Origin of the sequence: Oceanospirillum beijerinckii DSM 7166, assembly GCF_000422425.1 — a bacterium.
Taxonomy (GTDB): domain Bacteria; phylum Pseudomonadota; class Gammaproteobacteria; order Pseudomonadales; family Halomonadaceae; genus Oceanospirillum; species Oceanospirillum beijerinckii.
Map to the genome: position 1 here is coordinate 116,803 of NZ_AULT01000010.1, position 22,808 is coordinate 139,610.

Consider the following 22,808-nt stretch of genomic DNA (forward strand, 5'->3'; position numbering starts at 1 on the left):
AAATGGTGCTTTGCAGCACTCTTGTGGCGCATTTATAAACCTGTATCGGGTATTGTTTCGATACAGGTTTTGATTAATTTGTCTGTCTTTGTGACTATGACTGTATAGTCAGTTTTGTTTTTTGCTGAGCAACAGAATTTATATGTATGCCATACAAGATCTTAATAAGACTAAGGTTGAATAGTCGGCCTTAATACTCTTAAATCCCCACCCAGTATCCGGCCATAGGTTTTCTTGCCCCCGTCTTGTAAAAAACCTTGTGATATCAGACGAAAACGCTGTTTTTGTATCTGGCTTCAAGTATTTGCTCTAAAGTTGGTTTTATTATTCCTCATAGAGGGTATGGACTTTGAGACAGGGATTCGATATTGAACTATAATTGATTTTTATGGCAGGTATAAATGTCATATATTTTACTTATTTCAGCGATACCGATAACTTCATTTCAGCGAGTGCAGGGGCTAGATCAAGGCCGGATTCCAGTCAATAGAACAGAAGTGTGTTGTCGCAAGGCAAAATGCTCATGGAGTGCTTATCCCTATTGGCACGTTCTGACTGGAAAAATTCGCGAGGGAGCTGTCGCCGGATGGTACCCGTAATTAAAATAATTACAGTAAAAAGAGTAGATAACAATGCTGAAGAAATTTGCGAAACTGAAGAAACAGATTGTCACAGGCTCCCTGTCTGTTGCTCTGGGTGTAGGCGCAGTGACGGCTACGGCTTCTGCCTATGCGGCTGAGCACAACTGGCGTTTTGCTAACCTGTACACCCGTGGTACTGCGTTTGGTGATGTATACGGCAGCATGGCTGAGAATATCGAGACGATGTCCGGTGGCCGTATTAAAGTGAAAATGATGTACGCCGGTGAAGGTGTTGATACCCGTGGTATTCTGGGCGGCGTTAAGTCCGGTCTGATCACGATGGGTGCACACTTCCAGCCAATGAACGCCGGTGAACTGCCAGCGGGTATCGTTGAAGTGGGTCTGCCAGGTGGTACGGCAGATGTGGGCGAGCTGAGTGTTCTGTTCCACGAGAAAGGCTTCAACGAAGTACTGACCCGTGCTTACGCTGAGCAAGGTATGGTTTATCTGAACCCATACATTCAGCCACCTGTATATCTGCTGACTAAAAAACCAATCAACTCCGTTGAAGATTTTAAAGGCCTGAAACTGCGTGCGCCAGGTGCTTACGGTAAGTTCGTACGTAACCTGGGTGCTTCTCCTGTCTCCATGACCTGGAGTGAAATCTATACAGGTCTGGCCACTGGCGTAATCGATGGCTCTATCGGTAGTAACCTGATTGACCACCGCGACGGTAACCACGCTGAAGTGGCTAAGTATATGTACCGTCTGCCACTGGCAGGTGCTCAGGTACTGCCTGTTGTAGTGAACAAAAAAGCATGGGACAAACTGCCTGACGATCTGAAAGCGATCGTTAAAGCGGCGACTGCAGTACACGCTCGTGATCAGATGACTAAATCCCGTCTGTGGGAGTCTCAGGCGATCGCTGATATGGAAGCGAAGGGTATGAAGTGGAGCCCTGAGCCAAGCGAAGCAGATAAAGCGGCTTGGGCGAAAGCCGGTGAGAATCTGTGGGGCGAGTACGCTAAGAGCGACAAGTTCAGTGCTGAGCTGGTTGAAATTCTGAAGAAGCAGTAAGAGGCTGATCTTACTCAACCTTCTGAATTGACGTTCCGTTGTTAAATAAAGGGCGATTATCTCGCCCTTTATTTTTTTCTATCAGGCTATGGCGTTATGGTTAAAAAGTTAATTATTTTCTACTGTACAGGGATCGACCGGCTTATCAGTTTCATTGGAAAAAGCATATCGTTGCTGATGCCATGTCTGGCGTTGGTGATCGCGTACGAAGTATGTTCCCGATATGTCTTTAACCAACCAACGATCTGGGCCTACGACACCTCGTTGTTTTTCTCTGCCTATCTGGCAGCTTTAGGTGGGGCATATGCCTACCAGAAGAATGCCCATATCAACGTGGATATTCTCTATCTGGCGGTATCCAATAAAACGAAGCGTGTATTTAACATTCTGACGGGTGTTTTGGCCGCTTTCTTTATGTTGATTCTGATCTTAATGGCCCGCGAAAAGTTTGCTGAGGCTGTGAAATTTGATTACCGCAAAATGAGTAACTGGGCACCACCAACGCATCACTTCTGGATGATGCTGATTGTGGCTGCCGTGCTGATTATTCTGCAGATCTCCAGCAATATGATGAAAGACATTTTCTATATCTTTACCGGTCAGGACCTGCTACCTGAGCCAGAAATCGATACCGAGCAGGAGGATGACCAATGATGGGAATTGAACTACTAACCGGCATTCTGCTGCTGTGTATTCTGGTCAGTTTTGCCTTGGGTGCACCGGTTGGCTTTGCTCTGGGTGGCATCGCTATGGCGGTGGGCTACTTTACCTGGGGGGATGGCATCTTCCAGATAGTGCCAAACACCTTTGAGTCGGTACTGTTCAGCTTTATTCTGCTGTCGATTCCACTCTATATCTATATGGGCCAGTTGTTGACCCGTTCTGGTATCGGGGACGCCATGTTTAATGCCAGTCAGCTGGTGATTGGTAAGCTGCGTGGTTCTCTGGCGATCAGTGTGATTGGCGTCTGCTCCATGATCGGTGCCATGGTGGGGATTATTGGGGCCGGTATTATGACCTCCGGTAGTATCGCCCTGAAGCCTATGCTGGATCGTGGTTACGATAAGAAACTGGCGTTAGGCGTGATTATGGCCGGTGGTGGTCTGGGTATTCTGATTCCACCCAGCGTACCTATGATTATGTTCGCGGCATCCACCCAAAACTCTGTGGGTAAGATGTTTGTTGCGGCACTGTTCCCCGCATTATTGGCGATTATCTTTCTGGTTAGCTACATCATTATCAGCTGTAAGCTGAACCCGGAGCGCGCGCCGCTGGGAACCGGTGCAGAAGCCAAGATGACACCGAAAGAGAAGGCACGCACCCTGCGTGACGGCTTTATGTCTGTCTTCCTGATCTTTGCGGTACTGGGCAGTATTATCAGTGGTATTGCTACTCCTACTGAGTCCGGTGCTATTGGTGTCGTTGGCGCGGTGATTCTGGCCTTCTTCTTTAAGCGTTTCCGTTTGGGCATGTTTAGAATGGCCGGTATGGAAACGGCCATGCTGGTGAGTGTGGCCATGTGGATTATTTTGGGTGCCACCCTGTTCAGTAACTTCCATCTGATGATGGGCGTGCAGGATATGATCGCCAGCTTTACCCAGGATCTGGGCTTACCGCCTCTGGGTGTGGTGATCCTGATGCAGCTGGTGATGCTGGCGCTGGGCTTTATCATCGACGAATTTATTATCGTTTTGATGTGCGCGCCGCTGTTTACACCGATTGTCGTGGATCTGGGTTTTGACCCGATCTGGTTCGGTATCCTGATGATTCTGAATATCGAGATCGCGGTACAAACACCACCTTACGGTTTTGCACTCTTCTACCTGAAAGGGATCGCACCGCCAGGGGTGACCATGCTGGATATTTATAAATCGGTCACGCCTTTCATCTTATTGAAACTTTGTGTGTTGATTATCTGCATGCTGTTCCCGGAACTGGTGATGTGGTTACCCAATAAAGTGATGGGGCCCTAGAGGTTAAAGAGACTGGATATGTACAACACAATTCTGATCCCTATGGATCTGGAACATGAAGAGATGTTCCCTAAAGCCGTTGAACTGGCAAAGCAGCTGATCGGTGATGAAGAGGGTGTCATTCACGGTATCTATGTGGATGAATCCCTGATCCATCATTCGAACTTCTCTATCTCTGGCGATGCGGTAGTATCCGCTCGCCAGGAGACTAAGCAGAAGGTGAAAAAGCTATTTAAAAAATATGTGCCTGAAGCGCTGCGTGGTAAGTGCCGGGTTAGCCAGGGTGTGGTTTATGATGCCGTACTGGATGAAGCGAAAAAACAGCAGCCTGAAGTGATTATTGTGGCTTCAGGTCGTCCTGGTTTATCCAGTTACCTGATGGGTTCCAATGCGGAAAAAATCCTGCGTCACTCTAAGTGCTCAGTATTTGTTATCCGTGATGAGCATAAATGGTAAAAAAACGACGGCTTTGCTTGAATTTTTGCCGCTAACGGTTATCATGCCCGGCCAGAGTTTATGACTCAACAGTTTTAGCTTCTTAAGTCTATCCGATAAAGAGGCATTCGCGAGGCCCCACTCCCACAAGGAGATGGGGCCTTGTTCTTTCTGTCAGGAAGATTATGGTGGAAGTCGTTGGTGGTTTACAGCATCAGCTGCTTGATAATCGGGATCGGGCTGATTAGATGCTCATACATCAATTGTTTGGCTTTCACGGTATCTCTGGTGAGCAGAGCATCCACCATATCGGCATGTTCCCTGCGCTTTTCCTCCAGTGCCGATTGTGAGAACACTGTCTTCTTCAGCCATAAATGGCGGTAGCGCTCGGCCTGATCCTGTAGTGATGCTCGCAACTCCAGTAGCTTGGCTGAACCACAACCCTGCGCAATAGCGGTGTGGAAAGCTTTATGGCGACTGTCCCACACTTCCAGCATCTCATCCGGGGTATTGATCTCGTTCACCCGGGCCAGTTTATGGGCTTCCCCCAGTACGGTGGCTTCCCAATCTTCATCGCCTCGCTCGATGGCCAGCTCGGTGATCATGGCTTCCAGGTGAGCACGGGCATCATATATGTCGGTCAACTCTTCCAGTGACATCTCGGCCACACGAAAGCCCCGCTGGCTGATTGCGGTCACTAAACGGTCGGCCACCAGCTGAGACAGTGCTTCGCGCATAGGGCCAGCGCCAATGTCATAGCTTTCCTTCAGATGGCTCATCAGCAGCTTATCTCCAGGCTGATGTACCCCGTTGATAATATCCTGCTTGAGCAGCTTATAAGCGATAGTGGCTTGATTTGCTTTGCTTTGTGGCGTGCTGTCTGAGCTCATGTTGGCGTCCGTGATGACCGAATGCCACCGATTATAAACCCACGGGGCAAAGGGATGAAATGTTCATTTTGTCTATAAAGAATAAAAATGTAGATATTTTTAAATAATAAATATATTATTCTCGGCAGATGGCATTTGATGTGTCGCATAAACCCTATATGCACTTCAGGAGTCGAGAGATGAGTGTTGTTGAACAAGCAGGCATCCCTGCAGAAACGAAATACCAAGGTTTTACTTTATCCGTATCTGAGCAGAGCAATGGCCGCCTGCTGCAACTGACGTTCAACAAGGAAACCGTTGATCAATTTTTCGCGGCGATTGAGGAATGGCCTATTCAGGCGCTGGAGTACAAATCGTTCCTGCGTTTCCGTGTTGCTAAAGTACTGGACGATCTGTGTGGTAATCAGCTGCAGTCTCTGCTGATCGATACGCTGGTTGATCGTAACACCGGTGCGCTGCTGATCACTCCTGAAGGCCTGGATGATGTGTCTCAGGCAGAAGATATGGTGCGTTTCACCACAGCCGCATCTCACTTGATGGGCCGTTCTAACTTTGATGCCATGAGCGGTAAGTACTACGCACGTTTCGCGGTAGTGAACAGCGATAACTCTGATAGCTACCTGCGTCAGCCACACCGTGTCATGGAACTGCACAACGACGGCACTTACGTTGAAGAAGATACTGACTTCAATCTGATGCTGAAGATCGATGAGCAGAACATGGAAGGCGGTAACTCTCTGCTACTGCATCTGGATGACTGGGAAGATCTGGAGAAGTTCTCTACCCATCCTCTGGCCTATCGTCCAATCCGTTGGGCTGTGCCGCCGAGTAAAAATATCTCTAAGGATATCTACCACCCAGTATTTGATCTGGACGTAAACGGTGATGTGATCAGCTCTTACATCGATCAGTTTGCACAACCTGCAAACTTTGAAGAAGGTGTATGGCTATCTGAGCTGGGCGAATCTTTTGAAAGCAGTAAAGGTATTCAGTCGATCCGTGTACCTGTGGGTAGCTTCCTGTTGATCAACAACCACATGTGGTTACATGGTCGTGATAAGTTTACTCCGCACGAAGGTCTGCGTCGTGAACTGATGCGTCAGCGTGGTTACTTCACTCATAAGAAGACACTGCGTAAGCCACGTCAGTGATTTCGTTGCGTAAGTAACTCTGCTTTAAAACTAGTTGTGATAAGTGAAGTTAGTCCTGACTATGGACTTGTTTCAACAGTAGCTGTATCGAAAGATCGCTGCTGAGATTAAAAAAGACCTCTGAAAGGCATCGCGTCCTTTCAGGGGTTTTCGCGTCGAGCGAGGGATAGAATGTACGATTACATTATCATCGGTGGTGGCATTGTCGGTATGTCCACTGCGATGCAGCTACTGCAACAACAACCGGGTAAAAAACTGCTGGTTGTGGAAAAAGAAGCCCAGGTGGCACAACATCAGACCGGTCATAACAGTGGTGTGATTCACGCGGGTGTTTACTACACGCCGGGTAGCCTGAAGGCCAAGTTCTGTCTGGAAGGCAATAAGGCAACAAAAGCCTTCTGTGACGAAAACGATATTCCTTACGATGAGTGCGGTAAGCTGTTGGTTGCCACCAACGAGCTGGAAATGGAACGCATGAAAGCATTGTGGGAACGTACCGAGGCCAATGGTTTGGAGCGTTACTGGCTGAATGCTGATGAGTTGAAAGCCCGTGAGCCGAATATCACGGGGATCGGTGGTATCTTTGTACCGTCCAGTGGCATCGTCAGCTACCGTCGTGTCACCGAAGTGATGGCGGAAAAAGTGCGTGAGATGGGTGGTGAAATCCAGTTTAACTGCGAAGTGACTGCGCTGAAGGAAGGTGATTCCGAAGTGACGGTTTTCACCAGCCGTGGCAGTTTTACCAGCCGCTATATGATCTCCTGCTCTGGTCTGATGGCCGACCGAGTGGTGAAAATGCTGGGTATCAAACCGAAGTTTAAGATCTGCCCGTTCCGCGGTGAATACTACCTGCTGAAGCCAGAGCATAATCAGGTGGTGAACCATCTGATCTATCCGATCCCAGACCCCAGTATGCCGTTCCTGGGTGTACACCTGACCCGTATGATCGACGGCACCGTCACCGTAGGTCCAAACGCGGTCATGGCGTGGAAGCGTGAGGGTTACAAAAAGACCGATATCTCACTGAAAGACAGTTTTGAAGCCCTGACCTACCCAGGTATTCTGAAGGTGCTGTACAAGAACCTGAAGCCGGGTCTGATCGAAACCAAGAACTCGCTGTTTAAAGGTCAGTATCTGAAGGAAGTGAATAAGTACTGTCCTAAGATTGTGAAGTCTGATCTGACCGCATACCCTGCGGGTGTACGTGCTCAGGCAGTATCGGAAGACGGTAATCTGGTGGATGACTTCCTGTTTGTGAATACCAAGCGCACCATCAATGTGTGTAATGCACCGTCTCCGGCAGCGACCTCAGCAATTCCGATTGGTAAGCATATTCTGGAAACTGCGGCTAAGGTTTTTGCCTGATAGGTCGATATCAGCGCTTAGTCAGAGTCTATTGGTAATCACGGGCCCTGGCGTGCTACTCAAGTCGTAATAATGCCCGGTGGACGGAGATCCACCGGGCATTATTTTTTGTACTATGCTCGCTCAATCTCGTTAGGCAGGTGTTCCTGCATAAAATCTACAAAGGCGCGACTGGCTTTGGACAGATAGTGATTTTTCTTCCAGCCCAGGCCGATATAAAGCGGGATCTTGGGCTCAAAGGGCAGAGTTACTACGGGATCGCCTGGCTTAACAATACGCGACAGCCCGGTACTTATCCCGACCTCGCTGACTACCATGGCTTTAAGCAGATCAATCAGGTTGGTTTCAAAACGGATATCGAGTCGAATATGCTGCTGTTTGGAATATTGGCTGACCGCTTCACGCAGGAAATAACCTTCTCGAAATAGCACCAGGGGCTGCTGGCAGAAATCGGCCAGTTTCATTGAGCTTTGTTTTGATAGTGGGTGATTACAGGGCACCAGAGCGACCATATCTTCTGCAAACAGGTTGACGCAGCGGATCTGATCATGGGGGCGGTCAGAGCGAATCAGGGCAATGTCCAAGGCTCCTTCCAGTAGCATCTGTTGCAGAGAGGCCGTTCCGGCTTCGATCAGGTTGATTCTGACCTTGGGGTATTTCTGCTTAAATTTAGCCAGTACATTAGGTAAATAGTAGGAACTGAGCATGCTGGAGGCACCAAATTGTATGGTGCCAGTCTCGATGCCCTTCAGTTCCTGGATCTCTAATTCCGCCTGATTGACCGATTCCAGAATACGTTGCGCGTGCTTTAACAGCACCTCTCCATCTGCAGTCAGAGTCATCTGGCGCTCTGCCCGGTTAACCAGTTTAAGTCCGACCTCATCCTCTAACTTCTTGATTGCCATACTTAAAGCCGGTTGGGCGATGCCCAGATGAGTTGCGGTATGGGTGAAGTTACCGATCTTAGCCAAACTACAGAAATACTTGAGCCGTTTCAGATCCACTGGATGCCACTCCTCATGCGGGTTAGGGCTATCAACTTAAATTATTGAAACTATATCTATCATATATTGTACTTATCAGTCACGCCCGGCTAACTTTTCTGTACTGAATAATTCCAAACATAATCAGGTAAAGATTCCATGGCCTTGATTTGGCCCATTGGATGATGACCATTTTATGAAACGGTTTTAATTAACCCTTGTGGGATTAAAGCCGTTTTAGACAGAGGTGAGACATGAGCGAGCGTGCAGCATTTAACTGGGATGACCCTTTCAATCTGGATCAGCAACTGACCGAAGAAGAGCGCATGGTGCGCGATATGGCCCGTGAATACTGCCAGAGCAAGTTGCAGCCACGGGTTCTTCAGGCGAACCGTGATGAGATCTTCCACCGTGAAATCATGAACGAGATGGGTGAGATGGGCCTGCTGGGCAGCACTCTGCCTGAGAAGTACGGCTGTGCGGAAGTGAATCACGTTTGCTACGGTCTGGCGGCCCGTGAAGTAGAGCGCGTGGACAGTGGTTACCGTTCTGCGATGAGTGTGCAATCCTCACTGGTGATGCACCCTATCTACGCTTATGGCTCTGAAGAGCAGCGTGAAAAATATCTGCCGAAGCTGGCCACCGGTGAGTGGGTGGGTTGTTTCGGTCTGACCGAACCGGACGTAGGTTCTGATCCAGGCGGTATGAAAACCTGTGCTGAGCGTGTTGATGGCGGTTTCCGTGTCACGGGCGCTAAGATGTGGATCACTAATTCCCCAATTGCTGATGTGATGGTGGTTTGGGCGAAATTGGAAGGTGAAATCCATGGCTTCATTTTGGAGCGTGGTATGGAAGGTCTGAGCACGCCTAAGATTGAAGGTAAGTTCTCTCTGCGTGCGTCTATCACCGGTGAGATCGTGATGGACAGCGTATTTGTTCCAGAAGAGAATCTGCTGCCTAACGTAAAAGGTCTGAAAGGTCCATTTGGCTGTCTGAACAAAGCCCGTTACGGCATCGCCTGGGGTGCTCTGGGTGCGGCGGAATTCTGCTGGCACGCAGCACGTCAATACTCTCTGGATCGTATCCAGTTTAACCGTCCTCTGGCGGCGACTCAGCTGGTACAGAAGAAACTGGCCGATATGCAAACTGAGATCTCTCTGGGTCTGCGGGGTTGTCTGCAAGCGGGTCGTCTGATGGACGAAGGTCAGTGCCCGGTTGAGCTGATCTCTCTGATCAAGCGCAATTCATGCGGTAAGTCCCTGGATATCGCTCGTGTTGCCCGTGATATGCACGGTGGTAACGGCATCTCTGATGAGTTTCATGTGATCCGTCACTCTATGAATCTGGAAGCGGTGAACACCTACGAAGGTACTCATGATATCCATGCGCTGATTCTGGGCCGTGCTCAGACCGGTATTCAGGCGTTTGGTTAAGCCTCGGTGACAAATTATGGTTAGTGGTTTGGCAATTAAGGTTTGTGCTGAACGGCTAACCATTTCAAGGATGATTTACTCAGGGATGGGGTTGGTTTAGATCGAAGTAAGAGATGATGCTTTATGCACGGTATTTTGCTTCGATTGTTTTGTGTTGTCGCATTGGAAGGGACGTCTTTTGGGTACAATCCTTGTACTCGTTGCTTGCTAGACCCTTCTGTTTGGTGACCTTTTGGTCGCCACTCTCTGTTGGCCCTTGCTAGGCCGATTGTGCTTTGTAGCCTGCCTCTGTGCAGGCTTTTTTTTAATTTCATCGCTGACAGATGCTGCTCTGATTGCTCTTACACCTCTCTTATTCAGCCTTCTGAAAACCGTATTTGTCTGACTTAATCAGAAAATGCTTATGACACCATTCCTACGGTCACGACTCATGATAATGAACCGCTTTGGCCTGAGGCCAAGACAGGGTACACTCAGAGGTCTGACTGTGCAGTGTACTAGTCTGGTGATACAACAGAGATAGATAAGAGCTTAATCCGGTGATCCCTCCTATAGGCGATATTCCGAGAACAAAAAGCCGTGCTGGACAGACCATGTAAGAACTAAGGAGGATACATGCAAAAGAAAATCTGGTTGCCGGAAAACGAGATCCCAACCCATTGGTATAATGTTGTGGCGGATATGCCCAATGCTCCGACACCACCGCTGGGCCCAGATGGCCAACCGGTAGGTCCTGATGCCCTGTCTGCGATTTTCCCTAATGCTATTATTGAGCAGGAAGTATCCGCTGAACGCTGGATTAAAATCCCGGATGAAGTCCGCGAGAAACTGGCACAATGGCGTCCTGTACCTCTGGTGCGTGCTACTGAGCTGGAAAAAGCCCTGGGCACTCCATGTAAGATCTATTTTAAAAATGAATCCGTAAGCCCTGCAGGTTCCCATAAGCCAAACTCAGCGATCCCTCAGGCCTACTACAACAAGGCTGAAGGCGTAAAGCGTCTGGTAACTGAAACCGGTGCCGGTCAATGGGGCAGCTCTCTGTCTTTGGCCGGTCAGATGTTTGGTCTGGATGTACGCGTTTACATGGTGAAGGTGAGCTATAACCAGAAGCCATACCGTCGTTTGATGATGCAGACCTGGGGTGGTGATGTACGCGCCAGTCCAACCAATCTGACTCAAGTGGGGCGCGATATTCTGGCGAAAGATCCAGATTCCCAAGGCTCTCTGGGTATTGCGATCTCTGAAGCGGTTGAAGAAGCGGCGGGTAACCCGGAGGCTAACTACGCACTGGGTTCTGTACTAAACCATGTGTTGTTGCACCAGACAGTGATCGGTCTGGAAGCTAAGAAACAGCTGGAAATGGTGGGTGACTACCCGGATATGGTGTTTGCACCGTGCGGTGGTGGTTCTAACTTCGGTGGTATCGCTTTCCCATTCTTTGCGGATAAGGCTGCGGGTAAAGATGTAAAACTGGTGGGTGTTGAGCCGACCTCTTGTCCATCACTGACCAAGGGTGAGTACACCTATGACTTTGGTGATGCCACCGGTCTGACGCCGATGATGAAGATGTACACCCTGGGCCATGATTTTATGCCGCCAGGTATCCATGCCGGTGGTCTGCGCTATCACGGTCAATCTGCTCTGGTAAGCCAGCTGTACCATGAAGGTTTACTGGAAGCCCGTGCCGTCGCTCAGACGAAGACCTTTGAGGCTGGTGTGCTGTTTGCCCGTACCGAAGGTATTATCCCTGCGCCTGAGTCAAATCACGCCATTGCAGCTGTCGTGGAAGAAGCCCTGCGTTGTAAGGAAACCGGTGAAGCGAAAACTCTGCTGTTTACGCTATCGGGCCATGGTCACTTCGATATGGTGTCTTACGACCGTTACTTTAAAGGCGAGTTGGAAGACTACGATTACCCGGAAGAGGCGATTAAAGAGTCTCTGTCTCACCTGCCTAAATTTGGCTAATACCACACCAGATAATAAGTTGGTGCAGGTGCAGGTGCAGGTGCAGGTGCAGGTCGGAAAAGCCGCAAGGCGCCTTCCGGCAATCATCAGATACCGGAGCCAATGTCGGACGGCGCTTCGCTTATCCAACCTACTCGGATATCAATAGACTTATCGGGAAGGGTATAAGCGGATTCGGCTAAGAGACAGGGTTAAGCGATTTAAAACGCTTAACAGTTTTAGCTGGGAAGTACGAAGGCCGTTGCTGAGAAGCAGCGGCCTTTTAGCTTAAGCATCTGGTTTGGGAAGCCAGAGTTCAAGTTTGTGCTGTAGCTCGCCAAAGTCAATCGGTTTAGCGATGTAATCACTCATACCTGACTCCAGGCAGCGTTCCTGATCTCCCTGCATGGCATTGGCTGTCATAGCGATAATGGGGAGTTGCTGCCACTGGGTCTGCTGGCGAATCTGGCGGGTGGCGGTTAAACCATCCATGATGGGCATCTGCAGATCCATCAGTACAACATCGTAATGTCGCTGTTGCAGTTGCTCGATCGCCTGTTGACCGTTTTCGGCCAGATCAAAGGGCATCCCTATCTTTTGCAAAAAACGTCCAGCGACCATCTGATTGATCGAGTTATCTTCAACCAGAAGAATGCGGCAGTTCTGTTGAGTGTCATCCGCTTGAGGGGGGCAAGAGCCCGCCTTAGCCTTGTCCGGCTCTGCTGTAGAGGTTAGTTGCGCGCATAGTTCGACCGGTGTTAAGGGTTTGCTCAGCACCTTGATAGGAGCGTTAGCAGGCAGTTGAGCCTGAATCGTGGTTTTATTCTGGTAACTGTAGATGAGAGTGGGCAGTTGCCACTGTTCCAGGCACTGTTTCAGGTGATGCAGATCGGTAGTGCTGAGCTGTTCCCAGTTGACCAGCAGATAATCCTGTTCCGGGCTAGGGCTGCCAGGTGTATAGCTTAAGCTATCGATGGTATGCAGGCTTCCCTGATAGTGTCGGAGCAGTTTTTCCAGACCGGCCTGAGCCAGGGGATTTTGCTCCAGCTGTAGCAAACGTACGTTTTCCAGTGCGGGATAATGGCAGAAACTGTGTCGGCTTTTGATGGTTAAGGGCAGGCTAAAGGAGAAGCAACTGCCCCGATCCTGGCGGCTTTGCAGTTTAAGCTGACCACCCATCAATTCAATCAGTTGGCGGGAGATCGCCAGCCCCAGTCCTGTGCCGCCATAGTGCCGGGTAATCGAGCTATCAGCCTGAGTAAAAGGGGCAAACAGTTGTTGCTGCTGTTCAGGATCAATACCGATACCGGTATCAATGACTTCGATTTTTAACAGAATTTGCCCCAAGTCGTTCGTCTCGGAGCCGTTGTGCTGTGAGGCACTAATGTGTTGCTGCTCTTCTGGTGCCAGGGTGTTATGGTCGGTTTCTGTCTCTTTATATAGAGTGAGGGCGTGTTGAGACAGCGCTCGAATCCGAATGGTGACAGAGCCCTGATGGGTGAATTTTACCGCATTGCCCGCGAGGTTGGTCAGCACCTGACCCAAGCGCAGCAGATCACCTCCCAGGCGTTTGGGGATATCCGGGCCGATATCCCAGTAAAAATCCAATAACTTTTCCTTACAGGCAGGCTGAACAAAGGTGCTGATCTGTTGGACAAGTTGGTTAAAGTCAAAGCTGTGCTGATGCAGGGCCAGTTTTCCGGCTTCGATCTTGGAAAAGTCGAGGATATCGTTTAGCAGTCCCAGCAGGTGATTGGAGGAGTGGTGGATTTTGTCCAGATACTCCCGTTGGTCGGCAGATAGCTGAGGATCCTGCAGTGCCAGATGACTGAGGCCGATGATGGCATTCATCGGTGTGCGGATCTCATGGCTCATGTTGGCCAGGAATTCGGATTTGGCCCGGCTGGCTTGCTCGGCTTTCTCTTTTTCTGCCCGTAGGTTGTTTTCCAGTTGTATGGTATCGGTGACATCACTGTAGATCCCCACGGTTCCGCCTTCCGGTGTGGGGTACTCCATGGCACGAATATAACGATCATCATGGGTGCGCACGATATTGTATTTGGTGCTAAAACGGGTTTCCCGGTTTGTTTGATGTTCCAGCCAGCGCTGACCGTCCATATCCAGTTTAAAAGCGCCTCGTTCAATCAGGGCATAGGCCATATCGTTATAGTGACAGCCTAACTGGATAACGTCATCGATACGGCTGTAGAGCGCTTTGGCGCGATCATTAAACAGGATCAGTTGGTCATTGGCGTCAAACAGCGCAATACCTTCATTGGTACTGCTGATGGCGGTTCTGAGTTGGCTTTCAACCTTTTGCAGTGAGCGATCAGTTTCCCGCTGCGCCGTGATATCCCGGGCGCAGCCCCGATAACCGATAAACTGGCCTTCGGCATCAAAGATAGGCTTCCCATTAATGGAGACCAGACTGGAGCCATCAGGCATCTCAAGCTTATACTCCAGGTCCCGGAACGGTCGGTGTGCATTCAGGTCCTGAATATGTTGCTCAAATACCTCTTTCGGAGCGTGCTTCATCAACTCCATGCGGCTGCGGCCCAGTAGCTCATCGGGCTGGATATGGGCCGCACGGGGTGAAAATCCGCTCAGACGGATAATCCGGTGCTTCTCGTCGGTCTCCCAGAACCAGTCGGAGGAGGCTTCGGCAAAATCCCGGAACATCTGTTCACTGGCTTTTAGGCGCTCTTTGGCGTGATAGCGTTCACTGATATCACGGAAGATGAGAAACCACTCCTGACGACCTGCATTGCGCAGATCGCCCCGGACCAGCTCCACCGGCAGGCCTGAGTGTGCCAGCTGACTTTCGGTTGCCTGACTTTCCTGAGTGTCGGCATCCCAGTGAGGGAAAGGGTTAAACAGCGCGAAAACACTCTGCCCCTGTAATGAGGATAATGGTTGGCCTAAGAGCTGTTCTGCAATCTGATTCGGACCAATAATCTGATTTTTCCGGTTAAGAAAAAGTACGCCTTCGCCCAGCTGATTTAGCACGGTTTCAAAGTGTTGCCGTGCCTGGCGAATCGTTTTTTCATTCAGTGCCATCATCTCCTGTTCCATCAGGTCGGCGGCGTGACTGGTCAGGCGTCGCTCCTGATCCGCTTCTTCATAGCTGGCGCTAACCAGCTCAAGCAGGTAATCCATATCCGGTGTGTCATTACCCGAACGGCGCAGGGCTTTCTTTAACTGTCGTTGTAACAGCTTATGCATCCGCTTTCTCACTGATGGTCGTGATTGTCATGGTTTGATTATGCAGTTCGCAGCGTTGGGAAAAGCCATTGGGGGCAATTTCACCATAGGAATAGAATCCGGCCAGTTTGGTATGGGGGCCCAGAATATCTGCCACGGCTTCAACTTCATCGGCAACCTGCTGACCCATCAGAAGTTTGCGGCCGATACAGCTGACTAACAGTGCCAGGGTGGTATTGGGATGATCCTGCTGTGCGGCTTCGGCAGCCTGAGCCGCACCTTCAATAAGATGATCGAAGTTACCGCGCATCAGTTGTGCCACATAGCCTTGAGGTACATTACCGGCAAAGGTCATACTGTTATCGTTTTCATCCACAGATAGTATGGTTCGGACCAGTACGGTGTTTTCTTCATCCGGGTGGCGAATCGTCAGGGGGAATAGCAGAGCACTACCGGGCAGCTGTTGGGCATCCTCACCCAGATAGCGCTTATACAATTCCAGAGCGGGTTGGCCATCCAGCTCATAAAGTACATTATCTTTAGCTCGGGTGATCATCCGCTTAGGGCCAAAGCTGTTCCACCCTCCCATGCTGCCCCAGCTCACCTCCAGCTGATCACCATAAAACCCGATGGCTGCCAGCTGGCCCGAACAGGCAGGACTATTAGCGCAGACATAGGTTTGATTGAAATCTGCGCTATCTCCGGCCAGCCCCCCGGTAAGCAGTACCTGCTCTGGCAGTATTTGGCGACAGCCTTTGATCAGTTCGCTGCCGTTGACTCGCATGCCATCGGAAAGCAGCCAGACCAGTTTCAGCTGTTCCTGGGGGAGTTGAGAAACCAGGTGTTGGGCTTGTTGAGCAGATTGGCTGGGGTCTTCAATAAGAGTGGATGCCAGCTGGATATGGCTGTGTTCGAACTCAATGGCGACTGCGGCGATAGTATTATCAAACACCTCATCACCCAAAATTTCACCACCGGTACTGAGGCCGGTTATACAGGCGTTGGGAAAGCGTTGTTGCAACAGTTGCCAGGGATTCTGCTCGCGACACAGTTGAGCGCTGGAAAAGAAGAGCACTAGCTGGGGTTGGTTGACGCTATCATCGGATAGTACTGACCATCGGTTTTGCTCATACAGTAGCTGCTGCACCTTCATCGTATCTTTCCCTCTGATCAATACGGACTGTTTCGGCACATCAATCTGCGGTTGTGCAGGCTAATGGGGGAAAGCCCAGCCACACACCGTTAACTGATTCAGTTTTTCTTATTATCTCTACTCAGTGTATAGGCTGATACAAAAATGAAAAGCTTTAACCAGAAGGGAAGCAAACAGAACAGGCCCGGTCAACAGAGAGGGTTGCCGGGACTATTTGAGCATTATGCAAACGGATACACAGTAAAATTAACGGAAACTGATCACCGGCCAGCCGCTTTGCTCTGCGGTCTCTTTCAGTTGTTGATCCGGGTCGACTGCAATAGGTTTGCCCACCAGCTTCAGCAACGGCAGATCGTTGTGGGAGTCGCTGTAAAACCAGGTATCGGCCAGATCATAGTCTTTATCTTCCAGCCACTTGTTCAAGCGGGTTACCTTGCCCTCTTTAAAACTTGGGATGCCCGCAACCTGACCGGTATAACGGCCATCGATCACTTCCGGTTCAATGGCGATTAGCTCGTGTACACCCAGGCGTTCGGCGATGGGCTCGGTGACAAAACGGTTGGTCGCGGTAATGATCAGAATAAAGTGGCCCTGTTCTTTATGCCAGGCCAGCTTCTCAAAGGCTTTATTCAGTAGAATCGGCTCGATTTTTTCCTGCATAAACTGCTGGTGCCACCGTTGCAGCTGCTGTGGTTCATGCTCTGCCAGAGGGGCCAGCGAGAAAGCCAGATACTCCATAATATCCAGCGTACCCGCCAGATAGTCCTGATAAAAACGGTCGTTAGCGTCTTTGTAGACCTGAGCATCAACGATGCCTTGTTCAACCAAAAACTCACCCCATGCGTGATCACTGTCACCGGCGATCAGGGTGTTATCTAAATCAAAAATAGCCAGGCTCACTCGGGATTCTCCAATCAGTCATATCTTGCAGGCTTATAAAGCAGGGATTATCCCAGAGCTTATCTACATGTAAAGGATAAGGGCGCTTGGATTGATGAACAGCTGTGCTTTGTGAAACAATAGCCTTAATAAAAAACTAAGGTGATTTGCGTGATAGATGCTGACGGTTACCGACCCAATGTTGGTATTATCTTGATAAACCAAGACGGCCAGTTGCTATGGGCACGGCGTGTTGGTCAGGATGCCTGGCAATTTCCGCAAGGTGGTATTAAAGAGTACGAGACGCCTGAACAGGCTTTATTTCGCGAGCTGAAAGAAGAGATTGGCTTAGATCCTGACGATGTGGATATTCTGGGCTGTACACGTGGCTGGTTAAGGTACCGGTTACCGCGCAAAATGATTCGCAGACACAGTAAACCGATCTGTGTCGGTCAGAAGCAGAAATGGTTCCTGCTGCGATTACGTTGTCCAGAGAACAGTATTTGCGTCGATCATACGCCATCTCCTGAATTTGACCGTTGGCGCTGGGTCAGCTATTGGTATCCATTGGGGCAGGTAGTTTCCTTTAAGCGGGAAGTTTACCGTCGGGCACTGAAAGAGCTGTCACATCGTTATAACCGTAATTTGCTTAAATCCTGTCCTGAACAGGTTGATTAGACTTAGCACGACAATATACGAGGGTTAACATGCTCAAAACCTTGCAGCGCATTGTACAGGAAGTGAACTCAGCCAGAAGCCTGGATGAGACGCTTTCTATTATTGTGCGCCGGGTCAGACGAGCGATGAAAACTGACGTGTGCTCGGTTTATCTATTGGATAGTAACAGTCAAAGTTACGTTTTAATGGCAACTCTGGGGCTGAAAAAAGAGTCCGTGAAACAGGTGTCATTAAAGACCGATCAGGGTTTAGTGGGTTATGTGGGAATGCGGGAAGAGCCGGTTAATCTGGATGATGCTACCCAGCACCCTAATTATGTCTATCTGGCCGAAACCGGAGAGGAACGCTTCCACAGTTTTCTTGGTGTGCCTATTATCCATCAGCGCCGTGTACTCGGTGTTATTGTGGTTCAGCACAAGGAAAAACGCCGTTTTGACGAAGGCGAAGAAGCCTTTTTGGTGACGGTTTCGGCGCAGCTGGCCGGTCAGATTGCTCACTCTTTAGCCACTGGTGCGACCAGTCAGGCTGATGCTCATATTAATGGTATTCGTGGCAGTTGCTTTAAAGGCGTCGCCGGTACATCCGGGATCGCCGTGGGCACTGCCGTGGTGATTTTACCTCTGGCTAATCTGGATACTGTACCGGATAGAGCGACGGACGATATTGAGGGCGAAATTACTCAATTCCGTGCGGCGTTGGCGGCGGTGCGTAATGATATCCATGAAGTGAATCGTCGCTTAGCACAACGGTTAAGCGAAGAGGAGCGGGCGCTGTTTGAAGCCTACCAGCGTATGCTGGATGACAGCGCTTTGGGTCAGGAGGTGATCAATAAGATTCAGGAGGGTAACTGGGCACAGGGTGCCCTGACGGAAGTGATTACCCGTCATGCCCGTTTCTTTGAGTTATCGGAAGATGACTATTTAAAGGAGCGTGCCACCGATATTCGTGACCTGGGCCGCCGGGTGCTGGCTTATCTGCAGCAAACGGAACAGGCTGAAGTGGAATATCCGAACCAAACCATTCTGATCAGTGAGGAGATCACACCGGCGATGCTGGGTGAGATCCCTAAGGATCAGCTGGCGGGTTTGGTGTCGGTACAGGGTTCCAGTAACTCACATGTCGCGATTCTGGCTCGTGCCATGGGCATTCCTGCGGTGATGGGAACAGTGGATCTTCCAGTTGCTGTTCTGGATGGCCAGCAACTGATTGTCGATGCTTATCAGGGCGTAGTGTTTAACGCGCCCAGTGATGAGTTGCTGATTCAATATGGCCAGCTGATGCAGGCGGAGGAGAAACTGCAAAAAGGCTTGGAGCATATCGCCGGGCTGCCTTCTGAAACCCTGGATGGCCACAAGATGCCACTGCTGGTAAACACGGGGTTGGCCCAGGATATTACCCACTCGTTGAATCACGGTGCCGAAGGTGTTGGTCTGTATCGCACCGAAGTGCCCTTTATGATCAGCGAACGTTTTCCTTCTGAAGGTGAACAACAAGCGGTGTACCGTGAACAACTGGAAGCTTTTTTCCCGCAGCCAGTGACCATGCGTACGCTGGATATTGGGGGGGATAAGGCTCTGCCCTATTTCCCGATCAATGAGGCGAACCCGTTTCTGGGTTGGCGTGGTATTCGAATCACCCTGGATCACCCTGAAGTCTTTCTGGTGCAGGTGCGGGCGATGCTACGGGCCAGTGAGGGACTGGATAACCTGCAGATTATGCTGCCGATGATCACCAGTCTGACCGAAGTTACCGAAGCGACAGCGCTGATTGAACGAGCCTATCATGAGCTGTGTCAGGAAGGCTTGAGTATTAAGCGTCCTGCTATCGGTGTGATGATCGAGGTGCCAGGTGCGATCTATCAGGTGACTCAGATCGCCCGTTATGTGGACTTCCTATCCGTGGGCAGTAACGACCTGACGCAATACCTGCTGGCGGTGGATCGTAATAATCCTCGTGTCGCTGGGCTGTACAGCAGCTTTCATCCTGCAGTGCTGAATGCACTGTATAGTATTGCTCAGAGCGTCAAACACACCGATTGTCGTTTAAGTCTGTGTGGCGAGCTGGCTGGTGATGCCCGTGGCGCGATTCTTTTGATGGCGATGGGCTATGACTCCCTGTCGATGAATGCGGTTAACCTGCCTCGGGTTAAATCGGCGATTCGCAGTTTGCATCGTCGTGATGCGGTGCAGTTGTTGGATTTGGTACTGAATCTGGAAAGCTCAGAGCAGGTGCTGGAGCAAATAGGCATCACGATGGAAGAGTTAGGCTTACGTCAGCTATTACAACCTTCTCTATCCCTCTGATCAATCCAGCCTTTGGTTATCCCTCTTTATCTTGTTTCTGTGCCGTAGCCAGGAACGTTTTACGGGTGTCAGAGACGACAGGCAACTGGTCCTTTTGGTAGATATCGTCACGCCATTGCAGTTGCCCATTTTCATCCTGCCAGACGGTCCAATACATCAGATAAACAGGCAATTCTGCCTGAGCCGTTGGCAGATAAGTTTCTTCTTTTGCATCCAGTACAGATTGCATTCTGTCTGGGTTCCAATAATCCGTCAGTAAGTGCTCAGCTAACAGCAAAGCGTTCTCCAGCCGGATACAGCCATTGCTAAGGGCTAACTCGTTTTCCTTAAACAAGTATTTGCCTGGGGTGTCATGCATATAGATGGCTTTATTGTTAGAAAGACGGAATTTGACGTGGCCCAGCAGGTTACTATTGCCAGGGAGTTGCACAAAACGATAGGGAAAGTCACTGGAGCTGTTGTAAGTGGTAAAGTCGATTTGTTCTAAGGGGATCTCGGATGCCGGCTGACTCCATCCATCGACTACTATAATGCCCCGTTGACGTAAATAATCCGGATCTGCTTTAGCTTGTGGAAAAATTAAACGGCTGGCAATGCCTCTTGGTACATTCCAGCGCGGGCTGAGAATAACAGAGGTCAAAGTTTGGGTCATAATTGGCGTACGGGCTTTGGGTGTACCTACAATGACCTTCATATTCAGGCTTTCCTGTCCCCGCTTGATTAATTGCAGTCGATAATCCGCCATATTAACCATGACATACTGTTCTCCCATCTCCTGGGGAAGGTGATAAAGACGTCTGAAATTGTGAGCTAGCTGGCGTACACGATCTTTGGGGGTCAGGTTCAGCACCTTGCGGGTTTTTGGACCTATAATGCCATCGATTGTTTGGCCATGCTGAGACTGCACTTTTTTGACAGCTTCAATCAGTTTATCGTCGTAACGGTTTGTCAGCTCTGGTGTGTAGTCCAGGCTGAGTAGCTCCAACTTTTGCAGCTGCTGAGTCAATACAGGAATCCAGTCTGGCCGTATCTCTCCTGCTGTTAAGTTCTGGCCTTCAGAGAGTTGAGGCCACTCATCTTCCTGTTTAGCACGCCAGTAATCCATAGCAGAAAGCAGGGCTTTGCTCTGGGGCGAGTTTGGATAAAGTTGCTCTATCTGTTGAGTGAGATAATCGCTGCGACCCTCTTCGTCTAAAGTAGCTGCCGTTTTAAGCTGGAGTTGATAGCCTAGTTGCCAAGCGCTGATATCATTGTGTAGAGGCTCAGATACAGGTAAGTTGCCAGTATACTCTTTATGATCATTATCGCTGTCGGCTTGAACAAAGCGTCCGGAAGCCAAGTCTTGTTGAATGCGGGCAAACATATCACTATATAAGAGATCAGTAGCCAGTAGATAACGCGGGAGCGGCAATTCCAAGGGCTGTTGTGCGCGCTGAATGAAGGTTTTATAAGGAGCCAGCCAGGGATGATCCTCTGCCAGTTCCGTAAACGGAGTGATCAACTTGATTAATGCTTTGGCCGCAGGGGTTGGATGTCCGTCATGATCCAGCCATAGGTATTGGAAGTTATTGTCCAGGTAGCTTGAGGACATTAGGCTGCCGTAGTCGGACTGCAAACCCTGAAAACGGCTATTCAGTGCAATATTCACCCATTCTTCTTCATAGCGCACCTCTTCATAGCGCACCTCTTCATAGCGCACTTCTTCATAGCGCACTTCTTCATGTTCATAGCGCAGATCGGCAAAGCTCTTGTCAGATAAGGGAAATATCAGCAAACTGATAGCCAAAGCCAGAGTTACTACTGATGATGTGTCCAGGCCCTTGTGGGGATGAAGTCTACTGAGGTGTCCCATTAAAACAGTCCAATGCTGTAGCGCTGTGATTAATTAATAGTCAATAAAAAAGTGTTCAATAAAGAGAGCCCTGATGCCAATACGTTCTGACTGCTTGGGTTCCATTTTGTTGCCAGCTTTGTTCAATAAAACTTTGTGCTCCAGAGCGATAGCGAATCAATAAAGAGCTTGCCCTGGTGCCATATTCTGTACTTGATGCAATAAACCGGGGGGCTAGGAAGCGCTCGCGCTCCAGGCCAATGCCTGTATCTGGTAGTAGGTTATCATCGGCTACCAGGGTATTTTCTAAAATGCTGAGTAGCTCATCTTCATTTGCATTATCATGCAATTTTTCCGCCAGAGCCTGTTTGCCCTGCGTAACTTTAGGCCAGGGGGTATCCAACAGGTGGTTGCTTAGACCGTAGATACCGGGTTCCAGCTGACTGTTATAACGGTAGTGGTCGTAGCCCCGTTGGTCCTGAAAGCGGTTGCTGGCGTAGCCCAGTTGCTCACCATCACTGACCAGAAGATTAAATCCCCCTGCATCCATCGCTGAGCTACTGAGCTGCTCCAGGAAGGCTTTCACTGACCAGTCCTGCTGCAAAAAATCCTGGCAGAGTTGTCCTCGGCTCAAGGGGAACGTTTGGGTCATATCTGCCGGTCGGCGGTAATTGGTTACCGCAGCAAAGCGACCTGATGTGGTAATACCCATCCAGGTTCCTCCTGCCTGCAGATCACGACCCGCAACAACAGGACTATTTGGCCAAAGAGTCAATGCAGATGTTTCTCTATGGTAGAACTCATCTCGATTGGCTGTGACTATCAATGGGCGTTCAGAGTCTTGCTGCCAGGAAAAAAGTATCAAACACATGGTCAACCTCTGAGTAATGCTGATTAAATTTTGAACAAGAAGGTGTATGATACACCCCTA

General features: G+C 49.7%; 17 protein-coding genes. 10 read left to right on the top strand and 7 right to left on the bottom strand.

From position 1 onward, the window contains the following. The first annotated feature begins 632 nt into the window (after positions 1 to 632). The 4 genes from H579_RS0104620 to H579_RS0104635 all read left to right on the top strand — a co-directional run bounded on the left by H579_RS0104620 (position 633) and on the right by H579_RS0104635 (position 4,087). Positions 633 to 1,658, top strand: coding sequence for a TRAP transporter substrate-binding protein (locus H579_RS0104620; RefSeq protein ID WP_028299710.1), 1,026 nt, complete (start codon positions 633 to 635; stop codon positions 1,656 to 1,658). A gap of 177 nt (positions 1,659 to 1,835) precedes the next feature. Continuing rightward, a complete protein-coding gene (locus H579_RS0104625) occupies positions 1,836 to 2,312 on the top strand; it encodes a TRAP transporter small permease subunit (protein WP_245583212.1) in 477 nt (158 codons plus the stop codon). Beyond that, on the top strand, positions 2,312 to 3,631 hold the full coding sequence (locus H579_RS0104630; protein ID WP_028299712.1) for a TRAP transporter large permease: 1,320 nt from the start codon (positions 2,312 to 2,314) through the stop codon (positions 3,629 to 3,631). The genes H579_RS0104625 and H579_RS0104630 overlap by 1 nt, the downstream gene beginning before the upstream one ends. A gap of 18 nt (positions 3,632 to 3,649) precedes the next feature. Continuing rightward, on the top strand, positions 3,650 to 4,087 hold the full coding sequence (locus tag H579_RS0104635) for a universal stress protein (RefSeq protein WP_036565326.1): 438 nt from the start codon (positions 3,650 to 3,652) through the stop codon (positions 4,085 to 4,087). A gap of 185 nt (positions 4,088 to 4,272) precedes the next feature. Here the strand turns inward: H579_RS0104635 and csiR are convergent, their stop codons facing one another. After that, positions 4,273 to 4,956, bottom strand: a complete 684-nt coding sequence (gene csiR, locus H579_RS0104640) for a DNA-binding transcriptional regulator CsiR (RefSeq protein WP_036565328.1) — start codon at positions 4,954 to 4,956, stop codon at positions 4,273 to 4,275. Positions 4,957 to 5,135: 179 nt separating this feature from the next. Between csiR and glaH the strand changes: the two genes are divergently transcribed. Beyond that, positions 5,136 to 6,107, top strand: coding sequence for a glutarate dioxygenase GlaH (gene glaH / locus H579_RS0104645; RefSeq protein WP_028299715.1), 972 nt, complete (start codon positions 5,136 to 5,138; stop codon positions 6,105 to 6,107). Positions 6,108 to 6,278: 171 nt separating this feature from the next. Then, positions 6,279 to 7,472 (top strand): L-2-hydroxyglutarate oxidase, encoded by a 1,194-nt coding sequence (gene lhgO, locus H579_RS0104650; protein WP_028299716.1) that lies wholly within the window; start codon positions 6,279 to 6,281, stop codon positions 7,470 to 7,472. Between the two features lie 113 nt (positions 7,473 to 7,585). On the opposite strand, the gene H579_RS0104655 is transcribed toward lhgO, so the two are convergent. Beyond that, positions 7,586 to 8,476 (bottom strand): LysR family transcriptional regulator, encoded by an 891-nt coding sequence (locus H579_RS0104655; RefSeq protein ID WP_028299717.1) that lies wholly within the window; start codon positions 8,474 to 8,476, stop codon positions 7,586 to 7,588. Between the two features lie 233 nt (positions 8,477 to 8,709). On the opposite strand from H579_RS0104655, the gene H579_RS0104660 reads away from it, so the two are divergent. Then, on the top strand, positions 8,710 to 9,888 hold the full coding sequence (locus tag H579_RS0104660) for an acyl-CoA dehydrogenase (protein ID WP_028299718.1): 1,179 nt from the start codon (positions 8,710 to 8,712) through the stop codon (positions 9,886 to 9,888). A 615-nt stretch (positions 9,889 to 10,503) separates the two neighbouring features. Then, on the top strand, positions 10,504 to 11,853 hold the full coding sequence (locus H579_RS0104665; protein WP_028299719.1) for a TrpB-like pyridoxal phosphate-dependent enzyme: 1,350 nt from the start codon (positions 10,504 to 10,506) through the stop codon (positions 11,851 to 11,853). Positions 11,854 to 12,120: 267 nt separating this feature from the next. On the opposite strand, the gene H579_RS27585 is transcribed toward H579_RS0104665, so the two are convergent. From H579_RS27585 to H579_RS0104680, 3 genes are all read right to left on the bottom strand, one after another. Continuing rightward, positions 12,121 to 15,054, bottom strand: coding sequence for a response regulator (locus tag H579_RS27585; protein WP_028299720.1), 2,934 nt, complete (start codon positions 15,052 to 15,054; stop codon positions 12,121 to 12,123). Next, positions 15,047 to 16,186 (bottom strand): FIST signal transduction protein, encoded by a 1,140-nt coding sequence (locus tag H579_RS0104675; RefSeq protein WP_028299721.1) that lies wholly within the window; start codon positions 16,184 to 16,186, stop codon positions 15,047 to 15,049. The genes H579_RS27585 and H579_RS0104675 overlap by 8 nt, the downstream gene beginning before the upstream one ends. A gap of 246 nt (positions 16,187 to 16,432) precedes the next feature. Further along, on the bottom strand, positions 16,433 to 17,086 hold the full coding sequence (locus H579_RS0104680; RefSeq protein WP_028299722.1) for a histidinol-phosphatase: 654 nt from the start codon (positions 17,084 to 17,086) through the stop codon (positions 16,433 to 16,435). 150 nt (positions 17,087 to 17,236) lie between these two features. On the opposite strand from H579_RS0104680, the gene H579_RS0104685 reads away from it, so the two are divergent. Then, a complete protein-coding gene (locus H579_RS0104685) occupies positions 17,237 to 17,743 on the top strand; it encodes an RNA pyrophosphohydrolase (RefSeq protein ID WP_028299723.1) in 507 nt (168 codons plus the stop codon). Positions 17,744 to 17,772: 29 nt separating this feature from the next. After that, positions 17,773 to 20,046, top strand: coding sequence for a phosphoenolpyruvate--protein phosphotransferase (ptsP, locus tag H579_RS0104690; protein WP_028299724.1), 2,274 nt, complete (start codon positions 17,773 to 17,775; stop codon positions 20,044 to 20,046). Between the two features lie 16 nt (positions 20,047 to 20,062). Here ptsP and H579_RS27590 read toward each other — a convergent pair whose 3' ends face one another. Continuing rightward, positions 20,063 to 21,820 carry a L,D-transpeptidase family protein gene (locus tag H579_RS27590; RefSeq protein ID WP_169449690.1) on the bottom strand — a complete coding sequence of 586 codons (1,758 nt, stop codon included), beginning with the start codon at positions 21,818 to 21,820 and terminating at the stop codon, positions 20,063 to 20,065. Positions 21,821 to 21,953: 133 nt separating this feature from the next. Beyond that, the gene (locus H579_RS0104700; protein WP_028299725.1) at positions 21,954 to 22,748 is read right to left on the bottom strand and encodes an NRDE family protein; all 795 of its coding nucleotides are present in this window, start codon (positions 22,746 to 22,748) and stop codon (positions 21,954 to 21,956) included. Positions 22,749 to 22,808 lie beyond the last annotated feature (60 nt).